The 23,481-nt window shown below is 52.7% G+C and carries 21 protein-coding genes, 1 tRNA gene and 1 pseudogene; 11 read left to right on the forward strand and 12 right to left on the reverse strand.

The window, feature by feature from the left end:
* Nucleotides 1–2 precede the first annotated feature (2 nt).
* The 5 genes from AC1W8Y_RS01570 to coq7 all read right to left on the reverse strand — a co-directional run bounded on the left by AC1W8Y_RS01570 (nt 3) and on the right by coq7 (nt 5,980).
* Nucleotides 3–1,127, reverse strand: coding sequence for a glycosyltransferase family 4 protein (locus AC1W8Y_RS01570; RefSeq protein WP_482012706.1), 1,125 nt, complete (start codon nt 1,125–1,127; stop codon nt 3–5).
* Between the two features lie 4 nt (nt 1,128–1,131).
* Nucleotides 1,132–2,478, reverse strand: coding sequence for a murein biosynthesis integral membrane protein MurJ (gene murJ, locus AC1W8Y_RS01575; protein ID WP_482012707.1), 1,347 nt, complete (start codon nt 2,476–2,478; stop codon nt 1,132–1,134).
* 21 nt (nt 2,479–2,499) lie between these two features.
* Nucleotides 2,500–3,525 carry an NAD-dependent epimerase/dehydratase family protein gene (locus AC1W8Y_RS01580; protein ID WP_482012708.1) on the reverse strand — a complete coding sequence of 342 codons (1,026 nt, stop codon included), beginning with the start codon at nt 3,523–3,525 and terminating at the stop codon, nt 2,500–2,502.
* A 73-nt stretch (nt 3,526–3,598) separates the two neighbouring features.
* On the reverse strand, nt 3,599–4,873 hold the full coding sequence (gene tviB / locus AC1W8Y_RS01585) for a Vi polysaccharide biosynthesis UDP-N-acetylglucosamine C-6 dehydrogenase TviB (protein WP_482012709.1): 1,275 nt from the start codon (nt 4,871–4,873) through the stop codon (nt 3,599–3,601).
* Nucleotides 4,874–5,302: 429 nt separating this feature from the next.
* Nucleotides 5,303–5,980 carry a 2-polyprenyl-3-methyl-6-methoxy-1,4-benzoquinone monooxygenase gene (gene coq7 / locus AC1W8Y_RS01590; RefSeq protein ID WP_482012894.1) on the reverse strand — a complete coding sequence of 226 codons (678 nt, stop codon included), beginning with the start codon at nt 5,978–5,980 and terminating at the stop codon, nt 5,303–5,305.
* 172 nt (nt 5,981–6,152) lie between these two features.
* Here coq7 and AC1W8Y_RS01595 point away from each other — a divergent pair, with 172 nt between their 5' ends.
* The 4 genes from AC1W8Y_RS01595 to AC1W8Y_RS01610 are packed head-to-tail and all read left to right on the forward strand — an operon-like array spanning nt 6,153 to nt 9,829.
* Nucleotides 6,153–6,602, forward strand: a complete 450-nt coding sequence (locus AC1W8Y_RS01595; RefSeq protein ID WP_482012710.1) for an OsmC family protein — start codon at nt 6,153–6,155, stop codon at nt 6,600–6,602.
* 12 nt (nt 6,603–6,614) lie between these two features.
* On the forward strand, nt 6,615–7,409 hold the full coding sequence (locus AC1W8Y_RS01600) for a thymidylate synthase (protein ID WP_482012711.1): 795 nt from the start codon (nt 6,615–6,617) through the stop codon (nt 7,407–7,409).
* Between the two features lie 4 nt (nt 7,410–7,413).
* Nucleotides 7,414–7,896, forward strand: a complete 483-nt coding sequence (locus AC1W8Y_RS01605) for a dihydrofolate reductase (RefSeq protein ID WP_482012712.1) — start codon at nt 7,414–7,416, stop codon at nt 7,894–7,896.
* 31 nt (nt 7,897–7,927) lie between these two features.
* Nucleotides 7,928–9,829: a DUF945 family protein gene (locus tag AC1W8Y_RS01610; protein ID WP_482012713.1), complete on the forward strand. Its 1,902-nt coding sequence runs from the start codon at nt 7,928–7,930 to the stop codon at nt 9,827–9,829.
* Here the strand turns inward: AC1W8Y_RS01610 and gcvH are convergent.
* The 5 genes from gcvH to apbC form a co-directional block, all read right to left on the reverse strand.
* The gene (gene gcvH, locus AC1W8Y_RS01615) at nt 9,826–10,203 is read right to left on the reverse strand and encodes a glycine cleavage system protein GcvH (RefSeq protein ID WP_482012714.1); all 378 of its coding nucleotides are present in this window, start codon (nt 10,201–10,203) and stop codon (nt 9,826–9,828) included. The genes AC1W8Y_RS01610 and gcvH overlap by 4 nt on opposite strands.
* 36 nt (nt 10,204–10,239) lie before the next feature.
* Nucleotides 10,240–11,475, reverse strand: coding sequence for a BaiN/RdsA family NAD(P)/FAD-dependent oxidoreductase (locus AC1W8Y_RS01620; protein ID WP_482012715.1), 1,236 nt, complete (start codon nt 11,473–11,475; stop codon nt 10,240–10,242).
* 33 nt (nt 11,476–11,508) lie between these two features.
* Nucleotides 11,509–13,770: an Orn/Lys/Arg family decarboxylase gene (locus AC1W8Y_RS01625; protein WP_482012716.1), complete on the reverse strand. Its 2,262-nt coding sequence runs from the start codon at nt 13,768–13,770 to the stop codon at nt 11,509–11,511.
* 115 nt (nt 13,771–13,885) lie between these two features.
* The gene (gene dcd / locus AC1W8Y_RS01630) at nt 13,886–14,452 is read right to left on the reverse strand and encodes a dCTP deaminase (protein ID WP_482012717.1); all 567 of its coding nucleotides are present in this window, start codon (nt 14,450–14,452) and stop codon (nt 13,886–13,888) included.
* 74 nt (nt 14,453–14,526) lie between these two features.
* Nucleotides 14,527–15,609 carry an iron-sulfur cluster carrier protein ApbC gene (gene apbC / locus AC1W8Y_RS01635; RefSeq protein WP_482012718.1) on the reverse strand — a complete coding sequence of 361 codons (1,083 nt, stop codon included), beginning with the start codon at nt 15,607–15,609 and terminating at the stop codon, nt 14,527–14,529.
* Between the two features lie 55 nt (nt 15,610–15,664).
* Here apbC and AC1W8Y_RS01640 point away from each other — a divergent pair, with 55 nt between their 5' ends.
* The 4 genes from AC1W8Y_RS01640 to metG are packed head-to-tail and all read left to right on the forward strand — an operon-like array spanning nt 15,665 to nt 19,236.
* On the forward strand, nt 15,665–15,943 hold the full coding sequence (locus AC1W8Y_RS01640) for a hypothetical protein (RefSeq protein WP_482012719.1): 279 nt from the start codon (nt 15,665–15,667) through the stop codon (nt 15,941–15,943).
* Between the two features lie 6 nt (nt 15,944–15,949).
* Nucleotides 15,950–16,546: a chromate transporter gene (locus tag AC1W8Y_RS01645; RefSeq protein WP_482012720.1), complete on the forward strand. Its 597-nt coding sequence runs from the start codon at nt 15,950–15,952 to the stop codon at nt 16,544–16,546.
* A complete protein-coding gene (locus tag AC1W8Y_RS01650; RefSeq protein WP_482012721.1) occupies nt 16,543–17,094 on the forward strand; it encodes a chromate transporter in 552 nt (183 codons plus the stop codon). The genes AC1W8Y_RS01645 and AC1W8Y_RS01650 overlap by 4 nt, the downstream gene beginning before the upstream one ends.
* A 54-nt stretch (nt 17,095–17,148) precedes the next feature.
* Complete coding sequence (metG, locus tag AC1W8Y_RS01655) at nt 17,149–19,236, forward strand: methionine--tRNA ligase (RefSeq protein WP_482012722.1); 2,088 nt, start codon at nt 17,149–17,151, stop codon at nt 19,234–19,236.
* A 67-nt stretch (nt 19,237–19,303) separates the two neighbouring features.
* On the opposite strand, the gene AC1W8Y_RS01660 is transcribed toward metG, so the two are convergent.
* Together AC1W8Y_RS01660 and AC1W8Y_RS01665 are read right to left on the reverse strand one after the other, a co-directional pair.
* A complete protein-coding gene (locus tag AC1W8Y_RS01660; protein ID WP_482012723.1) occupies nt 19,304–20,044 on the reverse strand; it encodes a sulfurtransferase in 741 nt (246 codons plus the stop codon).
* Between the two features lie 16 nt (nt 20,045–20,060).
* Nucleotides 20,061–20,134, reverse strand: a tRNA-Gly gene (locus AC1W8Y_RS01665).
* 90 nt (nt 20,135–20,224) lie between these two features.
* On the opposite strand from AC1W8Y_RS01665, the gene thiS reads away from it, so the two are divergent.
* From thiS to AC1W8Y_RS01680, 3 genes and pseudogenes are all read left to right on the forward strand, one after another.
* Entirely contained in the window at nt 20,225–20,425 is a 201-nt protein-coding gene (gene thiS / locus AC1W8Y_RS01670) for a sulfur carrier protein ThiS (protein WP_482012724.1), read from the forward strand.
* An 8-nt stretch (nt 20,426–20,433) separates the two neighbouring features.
* A pseudogene (gene trmB, locus AC1W8Y_RS01675) lies at nt 20,434–21,099 on the forward strand (tRNA (guanosine(46)-N7)-methyltransferase TrmB); the annotation flags it as partial.
* 43 nt (nt 21,100–21,142) lie between these two features.
* The gene (locus AC1W8Y_RS01680) at nt 21,143–23,452 is read left to right on the forward strand and encodes a YgiQ family radical SAM protein (protein ID WP_482012725.1); all 2,310 of its coding nucleotides are present in this window, start codon (nt 21,143–21,145) and stop codon (nt 23,450–23,452) included.
* Nucleotides 23,453–23,481: the final 29 nt, after the last annotated feature.

Below are 23,481 nucleotides of genomic sequence, written 5' to 3' on the forward strand. Positions count from 1 at the left end.
ACTTAGGCAACCTCTTCTAACAATTGATCCCAACGGCTGAGCACATTGACCAGAGAGAAGCGCTCACGAACCTGCGGGGCTACTGCGCTCAATCGACGCTGTAAGGATTCATCACGGATCAACTCAATCAGGGCTTGGGCCAACGCATACACATCGCCGTTGGGCGTGACCAACAGACCGTCTCGCCCATGAGTAATGATTGACCGAGGCCCGGTATCACAGTCGAAAGAGACCACTGGCAACCCCATGGCCATGGACTCAAGCAACGTGTTCGACAAACCCTCAACGCGGGAACTTAACACATACAGATCAGCGCTTGCATACCAATCGGCCATATTGCCGACTCGTCCGGGCATTGACACTCTGTCAGTCAAGCCCGCGTTGTCTATCTGTGACTGCAATGCGGCACGCGCGGCCCCCTCGCCCAGAATGATGAGATCCCAGGCGGGGCATTGCACCGCTACGTCTTTAAAAGCGTCGAGCAATAGATCAAACCCTTTTTCAGGATGAAGCCTTCCCACGGCAAGCAATCGCTTGCGATTTGTTGTTTTCGGGGGTGGTTGAATAGTCGGCTGACCATTGGCAACAGGCCAAGTCACCGGATTGGGAATCACACACAGCCGTGCTCTCGGTATATGCGCTTTGAACCATTGCGCAGTGCCCTCAGTCAGTGTGACGACAAAGCTGGCACGCGGATAAGCAATTCTGCGTAGTCCACGCCAAAGCGCAGAAAGTGCTTGGTGTGTCGGGTGAGTATGCTCAGACGCAATCACGCTCGCGGGTAACCCCAATGCCGCGAAGACCGCCAAAATGGACGACGTCGTCATAAAGCCAAGCAGCACATCGGGGGCAAGCGATTTAAGGGTTCGCCTCAGGATCAGCACACGCCTCACATTGGACACGATACCGTTGAAGATACCCTTACTTTCGCCTGCCACATCGAGCACGACCCGGGTAACGGCTGGGTGCAGTGCATACGCATCGTCCAGTGCGTGACTCAAGGTGATGATGCTGACCTGATCTCCTCTGCTCGCCCATGAGGCCGTTAGATCAACCAATGTACGCTCGGCCCCACCACCACCCAGCGAGTGAATGACGATCGCAATTTTTCTGGATCTGTTGAGCATATCTTTAGCTGGTTGTCGCCTCTGGCGCGAGTCGTTTTGCAGCAAGCAAGTAGCAAAAATAAGACAAGGCATACATGCAGGCAGTTGCGATCATAATGCCTTGTAACCCAAAATGAGGCGCCAACAAGAAATTCAAGACTGCTTTCAACGCGAAATTCAACACCGCAATCAGTGAGATCAATGCATAGCGTTGCTGACTCGCCAATAACTGAACCAGCACCAGCACGCCAAAGAAGAACGGCACCTGCAGCAAGCCCCACCGCAACACACTGGAGACAATGACCGTGTCGGCGGCGGTAAAAGCGCCACGCTGAAACAGTAACTCAACCCCGATCGGCGTCAGAATCCACGCAACGGCAACGGTGGCGCAACCTGCCGCCAACATCAACACCGACCACTTCAACGCCATGCTTCTCGCACGAACACTGTCGCCGCCACTTTGGATGTCGGCGAGCACAGGCAGTGCCGCACGCCCAACGGACGCGGCGCCTATCCCCAATAACAATGACAGTAAACGAGACGCGTATCCCATGGTTGAATTCGCGTGGTTGCCGATTGTCGCAGCCGCATATTGATCGAGCGGCCCCACGAAACTCATCGCGATCTGTCCGATCAGCATGATGCCCATTGCATTGACCAGGGTAGGCCATTCGGCAGAGCGAAACGACAATCGGATGCTGCCCCAGCCAGCAGCACCCGTTTTAGCGGCCAGCCAAGCGGTCCATCCAGCCTGGGCGGCCAAACCAAGCAACGTCCCCCACAGCAACGGTTCGATCCCACTGTCAGGCCCCGCAGCAAACAACCACAGCAACAACACCAGGGCAGGCAGACTATCGAGTAACGTATTAATGTGACGTTCTTGAGACCTCAGTCGCGCCGCACTAAACCCGACGAACAGGGTCAAGAGCGCGCCCGGGGCGAAAGCCCAGAGCAGCGTCGTGGTCATGCCTTTCACCTCAGGCGTGAGCTTCGCGCCAAGTTGACGCAAGATTTCAGGCCAGACGCAGACGGTTAGCACGACCAAGGCCAACCCCAACATCAGCAACCAGCCTTGAAACTCGTCGATAAACTCGCGCTGTTGGCGAGCAGGCTTTCTTTTCAAGGCCACGAACACGGGGATCAGCACGACTGATAAAACACCAACGACCGTCACCGGTAGCCATGTTGCCAAGGTCATGGTGAATTGGTAAGCGTCAACTTCCGGACTGACGCCGTAACGATAAGCAATCGCCATCTCTTTGAGGGCACCTGCCAGTTTGCCGATCACCAAAAAAAAAGCCACCCGACCGGCGGCACGAGCGATCCGATGGTGATCCTGGTGAATCGCATGAATGCGTGCACGCAGATTCATTAAGCGCGGGTTGCCCGAAGACTAACGCAAAAACTGTGTGTACCAGGGCATCGCAACCTCAAGCCCTTGCAACACATCATGAAGCGGTTGGTAGCCCAACAAACGAGACGCTTTGCTGATGTCTGCCTGTGAATGTCTCACATCACCCGCTCTGAAATCCCGGTAGACAGGCTTTTTATCCACCGCCACGCCATGTTTTGCCAAGGCTTGCACCAAGTGGCCATGAAGATCATTCAACGTGGTGCGGCCACTGACCGCAACGTTATAAATCTGGTTCACCCCTTCGCCTTGGGCTGTTGCAGCCAAAATATTCGCTTGTACCGCATTATCAATAAAGCAGAAATCACGGCTAGTTTCGCCGTCGCCGTTAACAAGGACATCTTCGTTGCGAACCATCGCGGCAATCCATTTCGGGATGACAGCCGCATAAGCACCGCTGGGGTCTTGCCGTTTACCAAAGACATTGAAGTAACGCAGACCGACGCTATTAAACCCATAGGATCGATAGAACACGTCTGCATACAATTCATTCACGTATTTAGTCACCGCGTAAGGTGACAACGGCTTGCCAATCTGTTCTTCAACTTTGGGCAAGGCGGGATGGTCACCGTAGGTCGAGCTTGACGCTGCAAACACGAACCCACTGACCTGCGCGTCGCGCGCTGCGACAAGCATATTTAAAAATCCATGAATGTTGACTTCGTTTGTCAAAATCGGGTCAGCGAGAGATCTCGGCACCGAACCCAGTGCCGCTTGGTGCAAAACATAGTCAACGCCTGCTGCCGCCCGCTGACACGTCTCGAGGTGGCGAATATCGCCTTCGATGAAGGTAAAGCGCCCCCACTGCGCTGCACCGACAATCGTTTTTACTTCATCCAGATTGTGCTGAAAGCCCGTCGAGAAGTTATCAAGACCAACGACATATTGATCGAGGTCAAGCAGTGTCTCGAGTAAATTCGACCCGATAAAGCCGGCACAACCGGTAACCAACCAAGTCTTGGGGTTTTTCACCAATTCGGCTTTGATCTGATCGTATTTCGTTTTCATCAACATCCTTTAGGCCATGTATTTTGCGATGGCAATCCAACTAAATCGATAGCAAACCTATCGCGCACAATTCTTATAGCCTGAGATCAGCTTGATCTGCTGAAAAAACATATTTCAAGTCGTATAGCACATGGGTTGCTTTGCCTAGTCGCCGGATCGCTTCAGCGCCCATTTCAGCAAACTGATGGTGAGCGACTGCGAGGATGATCGCATCATAGGTATCAGGCGCTAAGGTCTGCACCGGGGTGATGCCATATTCATCGACGGCTTCCTGGCTACTAACCCAGGGGTCATAAACATCGACCCGAACGTTATAAGCCTTCAGTTCATTGACGATATCAACGACTCGAGTATTACGCAGATCAGGGCAATTTTCTTTGAAGGTTAGACCCATCACGAGCACCCTTGCATTGAGCACACCAACGTTTTTACGAGTCATGGCCTTGAGTAATTGCGAAACCACATAATTACCCATGGCATCGTTCAACCGACGCCCTGCCAGGATAACCTCGGGCTTGTAGCCCAACGACTGCGCCTTGTGCGTCAGGTAATACGGATCCACCCCAATGCAATGACCTCCCACCAAACCCGGCCTGAAAGGGAGGAAGTTCCATTTGGTACCGGCGGCCTGAAGCACGGCCTCAGTGTCAATACCCATGATATTGAAGATCAGGGCCAGTTCATTAATCAGCGCGATGTTGACGTCGCGCTGGGTGTTCTCAATCACCTTCGCTGCTTCCGCAACTTTGATACTAGGGGCAAGATGCGTACCAGCGACGACAATCTGGCGGTAAAGTTCGTCGACCAACTGTGCAATGGCTGGCGTCGAGCCAGAGGTGACCTTTTTGATGGTGCTGACTCGATGCGTCTTATCGCCCGGGTTGATGCGCTCTGGGCTGTAGCCCGCAAAAAAATCAACGTTGAACGTCAAGCCCGACACACGCTCGAGGACTGGTACGCACTCTTCTTCTGTCGCGCCCGGGTAAACCGTCGATTCATAAATAACGAGATCGCCTTTTTTCAACACCGCACCAATGGTTTCACTGGCTTTGACTAAAGGATCCAGATCAGGATTCTTGTACTGATCGATGGGCGTTGGTACGGTGACAATGAAAACGTTGGCGCGAGCCAAGACCGTTCGATCCATCGTGAAGGTCAAATGGGTAGCACTGGCCAGCTCTTGGTCGTCTACCTCAAGGGTATGGTCTTTACCGGATTGCAACTCGCTGATTCTAGCGGCATTGATGTCAAACCCAATCACCGGCATTTTTTTACCAAACTCGACAGCCAAAGGTAAACCGACATATCCCAATCCAACCACTGCAAGTCTAATATCTTGAATCTGCAAAGCAATCTCCACGCAACACTTGCGCCTTTATTTGATTGAGGTCTATTTTAGACTTTTCACGCCCTTAGATGATTTTAGGTTCAGGTTTTTTTACGAAACCTGCTCATGGTGACGAGCGAATGGCCGATGGGTTGAACTTCTCAACAAAAATTGATTAAAAAAAAAGCCCAAGACTTTGCAGTCTTGGGCTAAATCCACCAAAGGAGGAGGGTGGAGGAGACAACCTTGGCAAGTTAAGGAGCTACGGCTCTTAAGGTTTGAACAGCGTGCAATGGCTTTTGACGCTTTATTCAAACGCATACTTAACATCCACAACTGAATAATAGCCTAGATTTTTGTGCATTGCAAGAAACAAGCATTTCTCTGGCAAATATCCCAAAAACTGTTGTTTTTGTGCGTCGCAACAAAATGACTGGTTCGGATTAAGCCCTACAGCCTATACGCCGTCATCGTCATCAGTCGTGACGTCAACTTCATCAATTGCCTTACTGGGCTCGGCAACAGCGCCGCCCCACGCTGCTCGGCCATCATCCGATGACCCGCTTCATCAGCCTTCATTTGCGACACAATTGCCCGAGAGCGCTGATCTTGTGCGGGCAGACTCACTAAATGCGTATCCAGATGGGCTTCAACTTGACGCTCAGTTTCAGCCATAAAGCCTAAGTTGCGTGCGATTCCCGCCCTTGCGGCCAATACGCCCATCACAAATGAGCCGGCATACCAGACGGGATTCAACACACTCGGATGACTCGCTAACTCGACCAAACGCTCACTGCACCACGCCAGATGATCGACCTCTTCTTTGGCTGCGTGCTGAAAAAGGTCGCGAACCGTACTGTCTCGACACGCCAGGGCCTGCCCGCGATAGAGAGCCTGCGCACAGACTTCACCGACATGATTTACCCTCATCAAACCAGCTGCATGAGCGCGTTCTTGCTCGCTCAGCCTTGTTGTGGTTGCATCTGAGACGGAGCGTCCCGCTGGATTGGGCCGCGCAGCTCGAGCGCTGTCCGCCAGCACTTGAAGGGCAACATCCACCTCGACAATTAAACCGTCCAGCCAATGCGAACGACGGGTAAACGACGGATAGGACAAAGTCGGTTTCATCTGAGTGGACATCGTGTGGTCGAGTGATTGAATCGAGAGTAACGTCAGCCAAGTGTCTAGTGTAAACCCTAGGCTATGCGTTTCCCTCAAACTCGGGCGACTTCACCCCGATTTTCATTAGGATGACCAATGACTTAAGGTTTATCATTCTTTCTTTAGCAGAGGATTCAGCATGGAATGCACAATTAACTGGGGTGGTCCACAAGGGATGCTGTTTGTGGCGCAAACCGGCAGTGGTCATGTGACGGCGATGGATGGTGCCCCAGAAGGCGGCGGCCACAATTTAGCCCCTCGCCCGATGGAACTTCTCTTGGCAGGTACCGGTGGGTGCACTGCCTATGATGTTGTGCTTATTCTCAAAAGAGGACGCCACGCGGTGACTGGCTGCTCGGTGAAGTTACTGGCTGAGCGAGCTGAAACAGACCCCAAAGTGTTTACGTCGATTCACTTTACCTTTACCGTGACTGGCAAAAGCCTATCGCGCGCTGCTGTTGAAAGAGCGATTGCGCTGTCCCATGACAAGTACTGCTCAGCGTCGGCAATGCTTGCTCTCACGGCCAAGATCACTTGGTCAGCAGAGATCGTCGACGACGCACTGGTCAGCGCTAAAACCCTTGAATAGAGAGTTGCACGGATGAATCAATATGAAAATTTCATGCGCTATGTTTACACGCATGGCGTTGACAAATCTGACAGAACAGGGACTGGCACGCGCTCGTTATTCGGCCATCAGATGCGGTTTAATTTGCAGGAAGGGTTTCCGCTGATTACGACAAAAAAGCTGCATACTCGCAGCATTTTTCTTGAACTGCTCTGGTTTCTGCGAGGCGATTCAAATGTGAAATGGTTGCAAGAACGGGGGGTCAGCATTTGGGATGAATGGGCCCAGGCTGACGGCGAACTCGGGCCCGTTTATGGGGTGCAGTGGCGCTCATGGCCAACGCCGGATGGCCAGCATATCGACCAAATCAGCCAAGTGCTCGAGCAGATACGACAAACACCTGACTCGCGGCGATTGATTGTCTCAGCTTGGAATGTCGCTGATATCAAAAACATGGCGCTCCCGCCCTGCCACGCTTTTTTCCAGTTCTATGTCGCGCAGGGCAAGCTATCCTGCCAACTGTATCAACGCAGTGCCGATATCTTTCTTGGTGTGCCGTTTAATATCGCCAGCTACGCGTTACTGACGCACATGGTTGCTCAGCAGTGCGACCTGGAGGTTGGCGATTTTATCTGGACTGGTGGCGACTGCCACCTCTATTCCAATCATTTCGATCAAGTCGAATTGCAGCTTTCACGTGAACCCTTCGCCTATCCGAAACTCATCATCCAGCGCAAACCAGCGTCTTTATTTGACTATCAGTTCGAAGACTTCGTGATCGAGGATTACGAACATCATCCTCACATCAAAGCCCCTGTGGCGGTCTAACGCCATGCGCACCTCCTTAATCGTCGCTTATTCAGAAAATCGCGTCATCGGGGTGAACAATTCGCTGCCGTGGTCACTACCGGGTGATTTGGCGCATTTCAAACGCACCACCCTAGGCTGTCCGATTATCATGGGGCGCAAGACTTGGGAGTCTCTCGGTAGACCACTGCCCGGCCGGCGCAATATTGTGATCAGTCGAAATGCTGAGTTCGTAGCGCTAGGGGCTGAGGTTGCCACCAGCGTTGACGCCGCCAAAGCGCTTGTTCATGATGCCCCCGAGATCTACTTTATTGGCGGCGAGCAGATATATAGAGAAGCCCTCGCACATGTTGATCGCATTGTCGCCACTGAGGTGAAAACGCAAGTGGTGGGTGACGCCCGATTTGCCGAACTGGACAAAGCCATTTGGCATGAAACGTCGCGGTTGCCACAATTGCCAGAAAATGGCCTCGCTTATGACATCGTCGAGTATTTGAGACGATCTTGAACCTGAAAGCACTCATCTGCAAAAGAATCACGTGAAGACAAAAATTATCTCTACGGTTGGCGGTATCGTCGTATTCATCATTGCAATTTACGCAACGATTACGTGGTGGTCGGGCAGTCATATCGAGCAAGATACTCGCGATGGGATTGAAGCGCTTAACGAGTATTTAGCCGATGGCGGTATGGATTCAATCTCAGTCAAAGAGATCCAATACCAGAGAGGGATATTTTCAAGTGAGGCGGTTTATTTAATATCGCTCGCGCCTACCACGTCCGATACGAAACCTGTTGACATCAAGATTCTCAGCAAAATAGATCATGGCCCTCTGCCATTATGGTCTCTGTTGCATGGTCAGTTCGCCCCCCATCTTGCTGTCATTCACAGCACGCTTGTGCCCACCGCATTGTCAGAGAAACTCTTTTCGTACGCAAAAGGACAACCCTTTATCGAAGGGCAAAGTCTTTTGGACTTAAACGGCGATTTGCACAGTGTCTGGACAACCACCCCACTCAGTGTTTCTCAAGACGGTCTGCATACCGAGTTGGGCAGCGTCTCGATCAAAATCAATGTCGGTGCTAATTTGACCACTTGGCAAAGTGACGTTGGCATCCCGTCTCTCACTTTGGCGAACAAGTCGGGGTCGATCGCGTTTAATGGCGTTCGCCTGTACAACAACAGCCAACAAAATGACAAAGGGCTGACCGTTGGCACCCGAGGTGCCACCGTCAATCAGTTGAGCATTCAGCAACCTGGGCTGCCAACGCTAAAGCTAGACGAGTTGCAAACCCGACTCGTCCTCAATCAAAACGATCGTTTGCTTGATGGCGTCATTCATTATGAAACCGAGAAACTCACCTTGGGGGCCAAAGACTTTGGAAAACTCAATTTCTTGGTTTCATTTGATCACCTCAGCGCCGAGCCGATGAAATCACTCGTCAACCTGTCTGGTGATTTGGTCATTCGCTCGCTCAACCAAGCCTCTGACGCTGACCTGGTCACCAATACGGACATCAAAGCGTTTTGGCAACAGGTACAGACGCTTTTGAAAGATAAGCCAACACTCCACCTCAATCCATTAGTCTGGGATAGCAAGCAAGGCAGTGGCAAGTTCGAGCTTCACTTGGCCCTGGCACCTGTTGCCCTCAATGCGAGCGGTGTGGGTATGACAACCAATCCGCTCGAGACATTTCACGCCAACCTCAATGTATCGCGACCGCTCGCCACGAGTGTTCTCACTGAGATCAAGCTGGGTCAGGGCGTCCCGGAAAGCAAAGCTCAGGCGTTAGCCGAAAAGGAGGTAAACACTGACCTTTTGCTGGCGAGCATCGCAAAAGTAGTGAAGATTGATGGCAACAATGTCGCCGCAAGCCTCACCTTGGAAAAAAACACTTTTAAATTAAATGGCAATCCCGTTTCAACGAGTGGTTTTCTCAACTGGTTAGTGTCAAAAGCCCCACTCGGCTGGTTAGACAGTGATGTCACACAGGTGCAAGGAGAGCCTGACGATGTCGGCTCAAAAAGCCATTTTGACTCACAGGCGTTCACTGATATTTTGACGGCCAACGGACATAACTTTGAGCAAAGAAAGGACGAGCAGGGAGATCCGGTCATTCAGATCGCCCCAGAAGACACCGGTGCGACTCGGATTGAGTTTGTCTTTGTGGGCTGCGGCAGTGATCCAACCTGCGAAGACGTCGTGCTCAGAGCCAGCTACGATCCCAAAAAACCGCAAGCGATTCAGCATATCAACCAATGGAACAAAGATCACAGCCTGGCTAAAGCACGAATCGGCCAAACACAAGAACCTATCCTCGAGATGGATGTCAGCACCTACGGTGGTCTCAGCAAAGAGTCGATGCAATCCATGGTCAATGACTTCTTCGGATTGGTCAAAGACTTGGCCAAAGAGTTTGAGTCGACCGCCGTTAATTAATCCTGCGCGATCGTTTCATAAGCCGAAGCGTCAAGCAAACCGTCAATATCCTTCGGCTGATCAGGCTTGATTTTGAAAATCCAAGTTTCGTACGGATCCTCATTAATGAGGCCGGGGTTATCGTTCAAGGCATCATTGAACGCGATCACTTGACCGGTCACTGGCGCATGGATATCAGAGGCAGCCTTGACGGATTCAACAATGCCGGCAACTGCGCCTGCAGACAATTTTCCACCGACGTTGACATCTCCGACGAAAACAAGGTCACCCAACTGATCTTGTGCAGGTGCCGAAATGCCAACGAGCATGACGTCGCCTTCGGCCTTTATCCACTCGTGCGTTGTTGCATATCGACGATCGTTTGGTATGTGCATTTGAGCTCCGCTAATCTGCATTCACGGCGATTGTATCTAAAGACTCTTCGCACAGGCTACCGCCGACGCCCACGCCCACTGAAAGTTATAGCCTCCTAACCAGCCCGTGACATCCACCACTTCACCGATGAAATGCAAGCCAGGATGCTTTTTCGCGGCCATCGTTCGTTGATCCAGATCGCGCGTGTCTACACCGCCGCGCATCACCTCGGCCTTCTTGAAACCAGCTGTTCCCGACGGGGTCAGCGTCCAGCCGTGAATACGAGTCGCCAGGTCGCGCAGCCACTTGTCACCCACGTCGGCGAGTTTATGGGTTGAATACTCACCTAACCACTGTTCGGATAAGCGACGCGGCCAGAGATTGGCTAATACCGTTCCCAATTGTTGCTTGTTGCCCGATTTATTGGCGATCAGTTCATCACCCAGTTGCCGCCCCGGAGCGAGGTTCAGGCGAATCGTTTGACCGGGCTGCCAATAGCTTGAAATTTGCAAGATCCCCGGGCCAGACAAACCACGATGAGTAAAAAGAACATCCTCTAAAAACGACGTCACTGGCCGATCTGATCCCGTTGAGACGTCAGCTTCGATCGCAACACCAGATAGTTCGCTGAAAGCCCCCCAATCATCTCCGTTAAAGACGAGTGGCACGAGCGCCGGTCGCGGGTCGATGACTTTCAGGCCGAACTGACGCGCGATCTTTAAACCCCAGTCGGTTGCCCCCAATTGGGGGATAGCAAGCCCGCCGGTGGCGATCACCACCGATGATGTCTCAATCAACCCTTGATCACTCGTGATTCGAAACCGTGGTTGCGCCTGCGTCGAGGCGGCTGGCGACGAAGCTGCCGCTGGCAGATCCATGGGCGCGATCACCTCAACCTTGCAGGGCATGCGCCACTGCACGTGTCCTTTGCCACATTCTGCGCGCAACATGTCGATAATGTCTTCGCTGCTGTCATCACAAAAAAGCTGACCCTTATGCTTCTCATGCCAAGCAATCCCATGTTCATTGACCAAGGCAATGAAATTCTGAGCGGTGTAGGCTGCCAGTGCCGACTTGCAGAAATGAGGATTCGCAGAAATAAAGTTGTTGGGCAATACCTCACGATTCGTGAAGTTGCATCGACCACCGCCAGAGATTCGGATTTTCTCAGCTAACTTGCTGGCATGATCAATCAGTAGCACCTTTAAACCACGCTGCCCAGCCACTGCTGCACACATCATGCCCGCAGCCCCCGCGCCAATCACGACGACGTCAACGCGCTGGGTGGTCATGGCGTGAACAGCTCGTGGTGACGTGGTTCAAGCCTACTCTTCGATAATACAGTCAACGTAATATCGCTTTTCACCGTTGGGCAAGACGTCTTCGGCTAACCCGTGAATATAGGTTTCGAAGCCAGGAAACTGCGCGTTGAACTCTCGCGCAAACTGCAAATACTGAACAATGCGCTTATTGAAGCGCTCACCCGGGATCAACAGCGGAATCCCTGGTGGGTAAGGCGTCAACAACACGCCCGTCACGCGGCCTTCGAGCTCATCGATCAGCACTCGCTCAACTTCGCGGTGGGCCATTTTCGCAAACGCATCCGAAGGCTTGAGCGCAGGCACCATGTCACTGAGATACATTTCTGTCGTCAATCGTGCCACGTCGTGTTTACGATAAGCGGCGTGAATTAATTGACAGAGATCTTTGAGACCCATGCGCTCGTACTTGCGATGAATCTTGCAGAAATCGGGCAGGATTTTCCAGAGCGGGTGATTGCGATCATAATCATCTTTGAATTGCTGCAAAGCAGTCAACAGCGTGTTCCACCGGCCTTTGGTAATGCCGATGGTAAACATGATGAAGAAAGAGTAAAGCCCCGTCTTCTCAACCACGACGCCATGCTCGGTCAGAAACTTCGACACCAGCGCAGCGGGGATGCCCGTTTCACCAAAGCTGCCCGACATATCCAAACCAGGTGTAACGACGGTCGCTTTGATGGGGTCCAACATGTTGAAATCTTTCGCGAGATCACCAAAGCCGTGCCAGTGGGCGTTTGACTCAAGCATCCAGTCTTGCTGTGTGCCGATGCCATCCGCGACTAACTGATCGGGTTCCCACAAGGTAAACCACCAATCGTCTGCGCCATATTCGAGATCGACCTTACGCATTGCGCGACGAAAATCCAGTGCTTCACGGATACTCTCTTCAACCAAGGCAGTACCCCCGGGGGCTTCCATCATGGCCGCCGCCACATCGCAAGACGCGATAATCGCATATTGCGGTGAGGTCGACGTATGCATCAAATAGGCTTCATTGAAGATATTGCGATCGAGCTTGCGTGACTCGGACTCTTGCACAATGATTTGCGAGGCTTGCGAAATGCCTGCGAGCAATTTGTGCGTTGAGTGTGTCGCGAAGACCATCGCTTTTGGGCTGCGCGGGCGATTCGGGCCAATCGCGTGCATGTCTTCATAAAACTCGTGAAAAGCGGCATGCGGCAACCAAGCCTCATCAAAATGCAGAGTATCAATCATGTTGCCAAGCTTTTGCTTGATCATCTCGACGTTGTAGATCACGCCGTCGTAGGTACTTTGCGTCAACGTCAAAATACGTGGCTCTTTATCTTTGACCTTGCGGGCAAACGGATTGGCCTCAATCTTCTTGAGAATGTTTTCAGGTTCAAACTCGCTCAAAGGAATCGGGCCGATAATCCCCAGGTGGTTGCGAGTCGGACGCAAGAAAACCGGGATTGCGCCTGTCATGGTGATCGCATGCAAGATGGACTTGTGGCAATTGCGATCGACCACGACGATGTCATCGGCAGCGACGTTGGCGTGCCAAACGACTTTATTGGACGTCGAGGTACCGTTGGTCACGAAATAACAATGGTCAGCGTGAAAAATTCGCGCGGCGTTGATTTCGGATTCTGCAATCGGACCCGTGTGGTCTAGCAACTGGCCGAGTTCATCCACGGCGTTACAAACATCCGCACGCAGCATATTCTCACCAAAAAACTGATGAAACATCTGACCAACGGGGCTCTTCAAAAACGCCACGCCACCCGAATGCCCTGGACAATGCCAAGAGTACGATCCATCTTGCGCATATTTGACGAGTTCGCGGAAAAACGGCGGTGCCAAGCTATCGATATACGCTCGTGCCTCGCGAATAATGTGTCGAGCGACAAACTCAGGCGTATCCTCGAACATATGGATGAAACCATGCAATTCGCGCAAGATGTCATTGGGGATATGAGCGGAGGTGCGCGTCTCGCCATAAAGATAGATGGGGATATCGGCGTTACGGAACCGCAACTCACCAATAAACGCACGTAAGTTCTTGATGGCGCCTGCGACATCTTCTGGCGAATCTACGTCGAACTCTTCATCGTCGATGGACAAGATAAAAGCACTTGCACGACTTTGTTGCTGTGCAAACGAACTCAAATCACCGTAACTGGTGACGCCGATGACTTCCATCCCCTCTTCTTCTATCGCGGCGGCCAGCGCACGCACCCCTAATCCAGAGGCATTCTCTGAACGGTAGTCTTCGTCAATGATGAAAATAGGGAAACGAAACTTCATGGCGTTGACTCCGCGCGAAAGGGCTAAAGAACTGAGGGCTGAAGACGGTGTTTTAAACAGAAACGAGGCGTAGTGTAATACTCGTAAACCGCTTTTTAATGACAACCTTCAAACATCACGTTCTGGGTAAGGTCACGCCCTGTTGACCTTGATATTTACCGCCACGATCTTTGTACGACGTCGAGCAAATTTCGTCGCTTTCAAAAAACAGCATCTGCGCACACCCCTCGCCTGCGTAGATCTTGGCAGGTAGCGGGGTGGTGTTAGAGAATTCTAAAGTGACGTGGCCTTCCCACTCTGGCTCTAACGGGGTGACATTGACGATAATGCCACAGCGGGCATAGGTGCTCTTGCCCAGGCAAATCGTCAGCACACTGCGCGGGATACGGAAGTACTCAACCGTTCTCGCCAGCGCAAATGAATTGGGCGGGATGATACAAATATCGCCCTTGAAATCGACAAAAGACTTCTCATCAAAGTTCTTTGGGTCGACAATCGTCGAGTTGATATTCGTGAATATCTTGAACTCGTCGGCACAGCGCACATCATAGCCATAACTGCTGGTGCCATAGCTCACGATCCGGCCTGATGCGTTCTCTCGCACCTGGCCAGGCTCAAAGGGTTCAATCATGCCTTGACTCATCGCGGTTCGACGAATCCAGTGGTCGCTTTTAATGCTCATGCCAACGTCCCGGTGAAAAGGATCAAGAGCGCGGATTTTACTCTTGTCGCGCCCGATGTTGAGGGCTAACGGATTTAAACCCGCTTGATAGCGATCGTGCCGAACTTTTCGCTCATGTCGCGAGGCAGCTGAGCGACGCGAGCAGCAACTCGGCGTGCGATCTCATGGTAAATGCCAGCCGCTTGGCTATCAGGCTCTGCCAGTACCGTTGGCAGCCCCAGGTCTGACTGTCGACGGATGGACATCGCCAGGGGCAAGCTGCCTAAGCACGCTGTATGGAATTCAGTCGCCATGCGTTCGCCGCCACCGTCACCAAAGATATGCTCGCTGTGCCCGCAGTTTGAGCAAATATGCACCGCCATATTCTCGACAATGCCGAGAATCGGGACTTCTACTTTTTCAAACATACGTAGACCCTTGCGAGCATCGAGCAAGGCGATATCTTGAGGTGTCGTCACAATCAACGCCGCAACAACGGGGACTTTCTGGGCAAGCGTCAGGGCGATATCGCCCGTACCAGGGGGCATATCAACGATCAAGTAATCCAGATCAATCCAATCCGTTTGGCGCAAGAGCTGCTCAAGCGCCTGGGTGACCATCGGGCCGCGCCAGATGGCGGGTGAATCCGGGCTAATCAGAAAGCCGATCGAATTGCATTGCAAACCATGTCCGATCAGCGGCTCCATGGTCTTGCCGTTGCTTCGGGGCTTGTCGTTAATCCCCAACAGGGTCGGCACGCTGGGGCCGTAAATATCAGCATCCAGCAAACCGACACGTGCGCCTTGCGTCTGCAAAGCAAGCGCCAAATTAACCGCCGTTGTGCTTTTGCCCACCCCGCCTTTGCCAGAGGCGACGGCGATGATGTTCTTGACGTTCGGGACGCGATCCACGCCAGGGCGAATCGCATGTGACAGGACGTTGACCGCCAGATCGATCTGAACGGTGCGAGCCCCCACAGACCGCAATCGATCGGTGAGCAGATCACGCAGACCAGCGGCTTGATCCGCCGCATAATAGCCAGGATTAAGCTTGATGCTGACGTCGTCACCGCGGATGTCGATTTGGTTGTCTTTGACCAGTGCAGCTAGGCTGGCATGGCTGTGCGGATCGATCGTTTCATCCAGTGCCAAGCGCACGTCAGTCAGCGTTAAACTCATGTCAGTTTTCCAGTCTATAGTTAGGTAACACGTTGATTTTCTTTACCAAGGGCGTATGCCAACATTGATAACAAGCATTTTTCGTCTGGTCGCGATGGCCATTGCCGGCCTACTGGGCTTAGGCATGGCCTTGATTTTCATTGGGTCAAGCTTTATTGCGATCATTATCCTGCTTTTGACAGGTCGGATCGCCAGCCGTCCTTCAGCCATCAGAGAATACTTCATGCGCGCTCAACGAGCCTGTAAACCCATGTTCAAGACAGGTGCTTTCTACGCACGTGCGCCAAAGCCACCAGGCGACATCATTGATGTCGAGGCTCGAGAAATCAAGTAATTTGATATGGTCGCACCTTCTACCAAATCCGCATTGACCGGTGACGCTGGCGAATCCAAGTCAGCCCAGCGTGTTATCGGCCTCGGTGAGTTATTTCGCGGTTTTGCGACCATCGGTTTGTTGGGCTTTGGTGGCGTGGCTGCGGCGGCACATCATGTCATTGTTGAGCGTTACCAATGGTTGTCAGATAAAGAATACGCCACGGTCTTAGGGATTGGACAAGTATTGCCAGGCGCCAATACGGTCAATGCCGCCGTGATGCTTGGTGACCGCTATCAGGGCCCTAAAGGCTCAGTGGTGTGTGTCTTAGGCATCATGCTTTTGCCGCTCGTTATTTTGGTTGGGCTCGCGACGCTCTACAACGAGTTTTCGCACATCGCTGCGATCAACGATGCGCTGACTGGTGCGGCAGCCGCTGCCGCGGGGCTCGTCATTGGCACTGGCCTGAAAATGGCAAAACGGCTCAAACCTGGTCTCGCTGCGACGCTCATCATCCTGCTGGCGCTCACGGCGATTGCTGGCCTGCACTGGCCAATGATTTACGTCATCCCAGCCTTCATTCCCGTGGCGCTACTGATCACCTTCGTCTGGGGGAAAAAATGACAGACCCCCTGATTCTATGGCAGATGATGCGAAGCTTTGTGATGATTTCGATCATGGCAATCGGTGGCATGAACGCGACGGTGTCTGCGGTCTTGCACGAGATTGTCGACAACTTACACTGGATGGATGCGTCAGCCTTCATGCATCTTTTTACCGTGGCACAAATTACCCCGGGGCCTAATGTGGTGTTTATCAGCCTGCTCGGCTGGCAAATTGCTGGCTGGAAGGGCTTGCTAACGGCCACCTTGTCGATACTTACTATCCCTTGTTTGCTTGCCTTTGGGGTGGGACGTATGGCCAACCGACTGGGTGGCTCATGCGGATTTCGGCTCGTGCAGAATGCCCTGGTCCCCATTGCAGTTGGCCTGGTCATTGCCAGTGGGTTGGATCTGGCTCAAGCGGCGCATCGAGGCTGGCTGACCGCAATCATCAGCGCGGTGAATGTGTTTGTGGCGTTTTATACCAAAGCAAATCCCATCTGGGGGCTGGCAGCCAGCGCCCTTGTCTCGACGCTCGCCGGCTACTGGGGATTCGTGCATTTCTCGTGAATCGCCGCGTTGCCTTAAAATGATCAGCTTGATCTCTTCTTGTCGGCACGATTCATGTCACGCACCATTTTTGTCACGACCGCACTTCCCTACGCCAACGGATCTTTTCACATCGGCCACATCATGGAATACATCCAGGCCGATATCTGGGTGCGGGCTATGCGCATGGCAGGTCATACGGTTCATTTTGTCGGTGCCGATGACACCCATGGCGCGCCCATCATGCTTAAAGCTGAATCCGAGGGGATTACGCCACAGGCGCTTGTGGCCCGTATCGCAGCAGAACGCCCCCAGTATCTAAAGGGATTTCAGATCGACTTCGATCACTGGCATTCAACTGACTCACCTGAGAACGTTGAACTGTCGCAATCGATTTATCGTCAACTTCGCTCGGCGGGCCTGATTGAAACCAAACAGATCGAACAGTTTTTCGACCCAGTCAAGGGCATGTTTCTGCCTGATCGCTACATTAAGGGTGAGTGTCCTACCTGTCACAGTAAAGATCAGTATGGTGACGCCTGCGAAGTCTGCAGCGCTGTCTATGCGCCCACTGACTTGATTGAGCCCTATTCGACACTGACCCATGCCCGTCCGGTGCTTAAAACGTCTGAACACTTTTTCTTTAAATTATCTGACCCTAAATGTGTGGCCTTTTTGCAAGACTGGACGACGGGCACCAACGTTCAGGGCAACAAGCGTTTGCAATCCGAGGTGTTGGCCAAAACCCGCGAATGGCTGGGCGGCGGCGCGAACAATGCCGAAGTCAACCTGGGTGATTGGGACATTTCGCGCGACGCGCCTTACTTTGGTATCGAAATCCCCGATGCCCCGGGCAAGTACTTCTATGTTTGGCTGGACGCCCCAGTGGGCTACCTGGCCTCTTTGAAAGCCTATTGCCAGCTGCAAGGAATCGATTTCGACGAACTGTTGGATCCCGCCGGGACAACCGAGCAAGTTCACTTTATCGGTAAAGATATCGTTTATTTTCACGCCTTATTTTGGCCAGCAACGCTCAAATTTGCGGGGCGTAAAACACCCGATCAACTCAACGTGCATGGCTTTATCACCGTCAGCGGTGAAAAAATGTCTAAGAGCCGTGGTACAGGCATATCGCCCCTTCGATATCTGGAAATCGGCATGAACCCAGACTGGTTGCGCTATTACATTGCAGCCAAACTAAATGCGCGCGTTGAAGATATCGACTTCAACGCTGACGATTTCATTGCACGGGTCAATAGCGATTTAGTTGGCAAATACATCAATATTGCCAGCCGTGCCGCCAATTTCATCAGCAAGTATTTTGATGGGGTGCTGGGTTATACCGGCAACGCTCAAGCTTTAGCCGACACGTGGGCCGAAGCGGCCGCCAACGTTTTTCAGAATATTGAAGCTCGCGAGTATGGCCGCGCTATCCGTGACATCATGGCGCACGCAGATCAGATCAATCAGGCGTTTGACACTGCCCAACCCTGGTTAGTGGCCAAAGGCTTAGCGGCTGAAGACACCATCAAACGTACTGAGTTGCAAAACATCTGCTCGCAGGCACTTGCTGGCTTTAAAGCCCTGTCGGTGATGTTGGCACCAATTCTGCCGACACTCAGTCATCGGGTGGCGACCGAGTTGTTCAGTCTGAATCGACCTTTCGTCTGGGCCGACGCTGGCACGTTACCCACACACATCAACCCCTTTAAACATCTTATGCAACGGGTTGAACCCGCGATGCTAGATGCCTTGTTTGAGTCGTCTGCAGACGATGTTGCCGCCGAAACCGCCACGACACCTGGCGGTGAAGCCATCGGCCCGACGATCTCCATTGAGGATTTTACAAAGGTCGATCTGCGGGTTGCCCGCATCGTCAATTGTGAGCATGTTGAAGGCGCAGCAAAGCTCTTGCGCCTGACGCTTGATGCGGGTGAAGGCCGCCATCGCAACGTTTTTTCGGGGATTAAATCTGCATACAACCCCGAGCAACTCATTGGCCGCCTCACCGTGCTTGTCGCCAACTTAGCCCCTCGCAAGATGAAGTTTGGTATCTCTGAAGGCATGGTTCTCGCGGCGAGTCACGCGGATGATTCAGTGGATGCAGGTATCTATTTGCTCGACCCTGCGTCGGGATCACAACCTGGGATGCGGGTCAGATAAAGGACGTCAGTTGCGGGCGTTGCCTCGCAACTGAAAGCGACGGTCGTTTAGGCGATTGGCTGCGGGCTTAGGCGATTGGCTGAGGGTTAAGCCCTGAATCAAGCGTCTCACGCTCATCGAAGACAAAACAGTTGCCCTCGTAGCCTATCCCACCGGTCTCTTCGAAATACTTCAAGATGCCGCCATCCAGCTGAAAGACATCTTTCAGACCCAGCTCTGTCATATAGATGGCCGCCTTTTCACATCTGATGCCGCCTGTGCAAAAGCTGATCACCGTTTTGCCTTCAAGCTCAGTTTGATGCGCTTTCACCGCAGCCGGGAATTCTGTAAATTTGGTCAGGTGCCAGTTGATCGCATTCTTGAAAGTACCCGCCTGCACTTCAAAATCATTGCGCGTATCCAGCAAAACAACCGGTTGACCTGCATCATCACACCCTTGCCCTATCCATCTTGCAGCGGTCTGCGCATCGACCGCTGGCGCCCGGCCCTCAATCGGTCGAATCGTCGGGTGGTCCATCCGGATAATCTCTGATTTGATTTTGACTTTGAGTCGTTTGAACGGCAGCTCAGTTGATTCGCTGTATTTCACTTCAAGGGCGGCGAACGCCGGCTCTTGCTGCAACCAGGCAAGAAACGCGGTGATTTGCGCCTTTGACCCAGCCAGAAAGAGATTGATCCCCTCTGGGCTCAACAGCACTGTGCCTTTTAGTTCAAGCTGTGTGGCTTGGTCAAAGAGTTCAACACGTCTTTGATCTAGTTGATCGAGCTCAACGAATTTATAAGCTGCGATATTAAGGACTTCAGGCATGATGTCTACAAAAATCTGGAGCGGGTGATGGGAATCGAACCCACGCTTGAGGCTTGGGAAGCCGCCGTTCTACCATTGAACTACACCCGCGAAGTGTTCGGGATTATACGGCACAAGCAGCTCGATCGCTCACCAATCGCCGCTGCACCTGCCGTCTAGCACCAGATTACAATGTCGCACATGGAAATCCTACTCAATGGCGTAGCAAAAATGCTCGCAGCCCCCACAACCATCGCCGAATTGATTGAACAGCTCGGGTATACCGGCAAACGTATCGCCATCGAGCGAAACGGCGATATTGTGCCTAAAAGTACACACGCCACCGTTATCCTGTGCGACGGTGACCGCCTTGAAATCGTTGTTGCTGTCGGAGGTGGTTGATGTTGACGACTCACATCCGCAGCTTTGTGCACCGCAGAAGCCACATTACTCAAGGGCAGCAACAAGCACTCGATACTTTGCTGGCGAAGTGGGGGGTGACGTATCAAACCTCATTACTGGATCTGAACGCAACGTTTAATCGCCAAGCCGATACGATTCTTGAAATCGGTTTCGGGATGGGCGAGACCACCGAGAAAATCGCGCTGTCGAGACCAGCAGATAATTTTCTTGGTGTTGAGGTATTCAATGCTGGGGTTGGGTCGTTGCTCAAGCGCATCGAAGCGTCATCACTGCAGAATATTCGCATTATTCAGCACGACGCGGTCGAGGTGATCCGTGACATGATTGCCCCCGGCACGCTGGCTGGCGTTCATATTTACTTCCCTGATCCCTGGCCGAAACTGCGGCATCACAAAAGGCGTTTAGTTCAGCCACCCTTTATAGCTTCGCTGGCCAGTCGGCTTAAACCTGGTGGTTATCTGCATTGCGCGACCGACTGGGAGCACTACGCCATGCAGATGCTAGATGTGCTCAGCCACGAACAAAGCCTTGAAAACACCGCAGAAGGGTTCGCCCCCAGGCCAGACTATCGGCCCTTAACCAAATTCGAAAATCGCGGCCTGCGGCTCGGCCACGGGGTCTGGGATGTAATTTTCAAGCGCAAAACTGCGTGAGTAAAAGTCAAGGCGTGCCGTACAATGTTGATTACGGATTGATATGACTGCCTACACTGACGTTTCCTTCTTTCCACGCCACGCCAAACCCCTGAGCAGTTATCGCAAGTTCTGGGCTGAGCGTTTTGGTGTGGCACCCTTCTTACCGATGAGTCGCGACGAAATGACTCAGCTCGGCTGGGATAGTTGCGACATTATCATCGTGACCGGTGACGCTTATGTCGACCATCCCAGTTTCGGCATGGCAGTGATAGGGCGGATGCTGGAAAACCAGGGGTTTCGGGTGGGGATCATTGCTCAGCCCGAATGGCAAAGCGCCGACCCTTTTAAAGTCCTCGGCAAACCGAATCTGTTTTTCGGCGTGACAGCGGGCAATATGGATTCCATGATCAATCGTTATACGGCTGATCGAAAAATGCGCAGTGACGATGCGTATACCGCTGGCGACATTGGTGGCAAACGCCCGGATCGCGCCGCGATTGTGTACACCCAACGATGCAAAGAAGCCTATAAAGACGTGCCCGTTATCTTAGGGGGTATCGAAGGCTCGTTGAGACGAATTGCCCATTACGACTATTGGTCTGACAAAGTCCGTCGTTCGGTGGTCGTCGATAGCAAGTGTGATTTGCTGTTGTACGGCAACGCTGAACGCGCAGTCGTCGAAATTGCCCATCGGCTGGCGGCCAAAGAGCCCGTACATCAAATGATTGATATCCGAGGCACCGCCTTCATGCGGCGTGAAACACCCGAAGGCTGGTTCGAGATCACGTCGACCAGTGTCGATGAGGTCGGGCGCGTTGAAGCCCATGTCAACCCCTATTTAATGATCAGTGAGCAGGCGTTTGAGCAAGGGCAAAGCTGCGCTCGCAACGACGAGGCGCGTGCCGTCGCAGCAGAAGCCACCGCCAAGAGCTCACATAAAAGCAAACGAGTCGCTGGTGAATCGCCACTCGTGTTTTCGCCCAACCCAGCACTGCCATTGAAAGGCAAGCTCAAGGTGCCTGCGCGTGATCGAAGCGTGATTCGACTACCCTCTTACGAGCAAGTGAAATCGGATCCGGTGTTATATGCCCACGCCAGCCGTGTCCTGCACCTCGAAACAAACCCCGGCAATGCTCGTGCCATTGTGCAAGCGCACGGTGAAGGACGAACCGCGCGCGACGTATGGATCAATCCACCACCGATCCCGTTGACCACCGCCGAGATGGATTTGGTCTTTGACTTACCCTATGCACGCAGCCCCCACCCATCTTACGCGGATGAAAAGGGCAGCCACGATGGGGCCACTAAGATCCCCGCTTGGGAAATGATCCGTTTTAGCGTCAATATCATGCGGGGCTGTTTTGGCGGTTGCACCTTCTGCTCAATCACTGAGCACGAGGGACGGATTATCCAGAGCCGCAGCGAAGATTCAGTGATTCGCGAGATTGAAGATATTCGCGATAAAGTCCCTGGCTTTACCGGTGTCATTTCTGATTTGGGTGGCCCCACGGCCAACATGTATCGTATTGGTTGCAAAAGCCCAGAGATTGAATCTGCCTGTCGTAAACCCAGTTGCGTTTACCCCGATGTTTGCCAAAATCTGAATACCGATCACAGCTCGTTGATCCATATGTATCGACGCGCTCGCGCCTTGAAGGGTGTTAAAAAAATCCTGATCGGCTCTGGGCTGCGGTATGACTTGGCGGTGAAGTCACCCGAATACATCCGCGAGCTTGTCACCCACCATGTGGGTGGTTATTTAAAAATTGCGCCAGAACACACCGAGATGGGGCCTTTGTCTAAGATGATGAAGCCAGGGATCGGCAGTTACGACAAATTCAAACAAATGTTTGATAAGTTCAGTCTGGAAGCTGGTAAGAAGCAATTTCTGGTGCCCTACTTTATTGCCGCCCATCCAGGCACGAGCGACGAAGATATGATGCATCTGGCGATGTGGCTCAAGAGCCATGGTTTTCGAGCCGACCAAGTGCAGACCTTCTATCCAAGCCCCATGGCAACGGCGACTGCCATGTATCACTCGGGACGCAACCCACTGTCACGAGTGACTCGCGTCAGCGAGACCGTCGATATAGTGCGCGGTGACCGACGACGGCGCCTGCATAAGGCGTTTTTGCGCTACCACGATGCCAACAATTGGCCGTTGTTACGAGAAGCACTCAAAGCGATGGGCCGCGCGGATCTGATTGGCAACGGCAAAAAGCATCTCATCCCGTTTCATCAACCGCAAACCGATGGTAGCTACACGAGTACTCGCCGTAAAAACAGCACTGAAGCGACTGGCCGGCGCATCGTCAAACCGGGGCGCGTCTTGACGCAACACACGGGCCTGCCCCCGCGCAAAAAGAGCTGATCATTGTGCCAGACTGCCAACCGCGCGCA

This window comes from Jezberella sp., assembly GCF_964834465.1.

Coding starts and splice junctions, on each gene's coding strand:
- AC1W8Y_RS01570 (WP_482012706.1), bottom strand. CDS start 1,127: ATGCTCAACAGATCCAGAAAAATTGCGATCGTCATTCACTCGCTGGGT.
- metG (WP_482012722.1), top strand. CDS start 17,149: ATGTCACGCACCATTTTTGTCACGACCGCACTTCCCTACGCCAACGGA.
- AC1W8Y_RS01595 (WP_482012710.1), top strand. CDS start 6,153: ATGGAATGCACAATTAACTGGGGTGGTCCACAAGGGATGCTGTTTGTG.
- AC1W8Y_RS01580 (WP_482012708.1), bottom strand. CDS start 3,525: ATGAAAACGAAATACGATCAGATCAAAGCCGAATTGGTGAAAAACCCC.
- apbC (WP_482012718.1), bottom strand. CDS start 15,609: ATGAGTTTAACGCTGACTGACGTGCGCTTGGCACTGGATGAAACGATC.
- AC1W8Y_RS01625 (WP_482012716.1), bottom strand. CDS start 13,770: ATGAAGTTTCGTTTCCCTATTTTCATCATTGACGAAGACTACCGTTCA.
- thiS (WP_482012724.1), top strand. CDS start 20,225: ATGGAAATCCTACTCAATGGCGTAGCAAAAATGCTCGCAGCCCCCACA.
- AC1W8Y_RS01645 (WP_482012720.1), top strand. CDS start 15,950: ATGGTCGCACCTTCTACCAAATCCGCATTGACCGGTGACGCTGGCGAA.
- AC1W8Y_RS01605 (WP_482012712.1), top strand. CDS start 7,414: ATGCGCACCTCCTTAATCGTCGCTTATTCAGAAAATCGCGTCATCGGG.
- dcd (WP_482012717.1), bottom strand. CDS start 14,452: ATGAGCATTAAAAGCGACCACTGGATTCGTCGAACCGCGATGAGTCAA.
- AC1W8Y_RS01620 (WP_482012715.1), bottom strand. CDS start 11,475: ATGACCACCCAGCGCGTTGACGTCGTCGTGATTGGCGCGGGGGCTGCG.
- AC1W8Y_RS01660 (WP_482012723.1), bottom strand. CDS start 20,044: ATGCCTGAAGTCCTTAATATCGCAGCTTATAAATTCGTTGAGCTCGAT.
- murJ (WP_482012707.1), bottom strand. CDS start 2,478: ATGAATCTGCGTGCACGCATTCATGCGATTCACCAGGATCACCATCGG.
- coq7 (WP_482012894.1), bottom strand. CDS start 5,980: ATGAAACCGACTTTGTCCTATCCGTCGTTTACCCGTCGTTCGCATTGG.
- AC1W8Y_RS01680 (WP_482012725.1), top strand. CDS start 21,143: ATGACTGCCTACACTGACGTTTCCTTCTTTCCACGCCACGCCAAACCC.
- AC1W8Y_RS01600 (WP_482012711.1), top strand. CDS start 6,615: ATGAATCAATATGAAAATTTCATGCGCTATGTTTACACGCATGGCGTT.
- AC1W8Y_RS01650 (WP_482012721.1), top strand. CDS start 16,543: ATGACAGACCCCCTGATTCTATGGCAGATGATGCGAAGCTTTGTGATG.
- gcvH (WP_482012714.1), bottom strand. CDS start 10,203: ATGCACATACCAAACGATCGTCGATATGCAACAACGCACGAGTGGATA.
- AC1W8Y_RS01640 (WP_482012719.1), top strand. CDS start 15,665: ATGCCAACATTGATAACAAGCATTTTTCGTCTGGTCGCGATGGCCATT.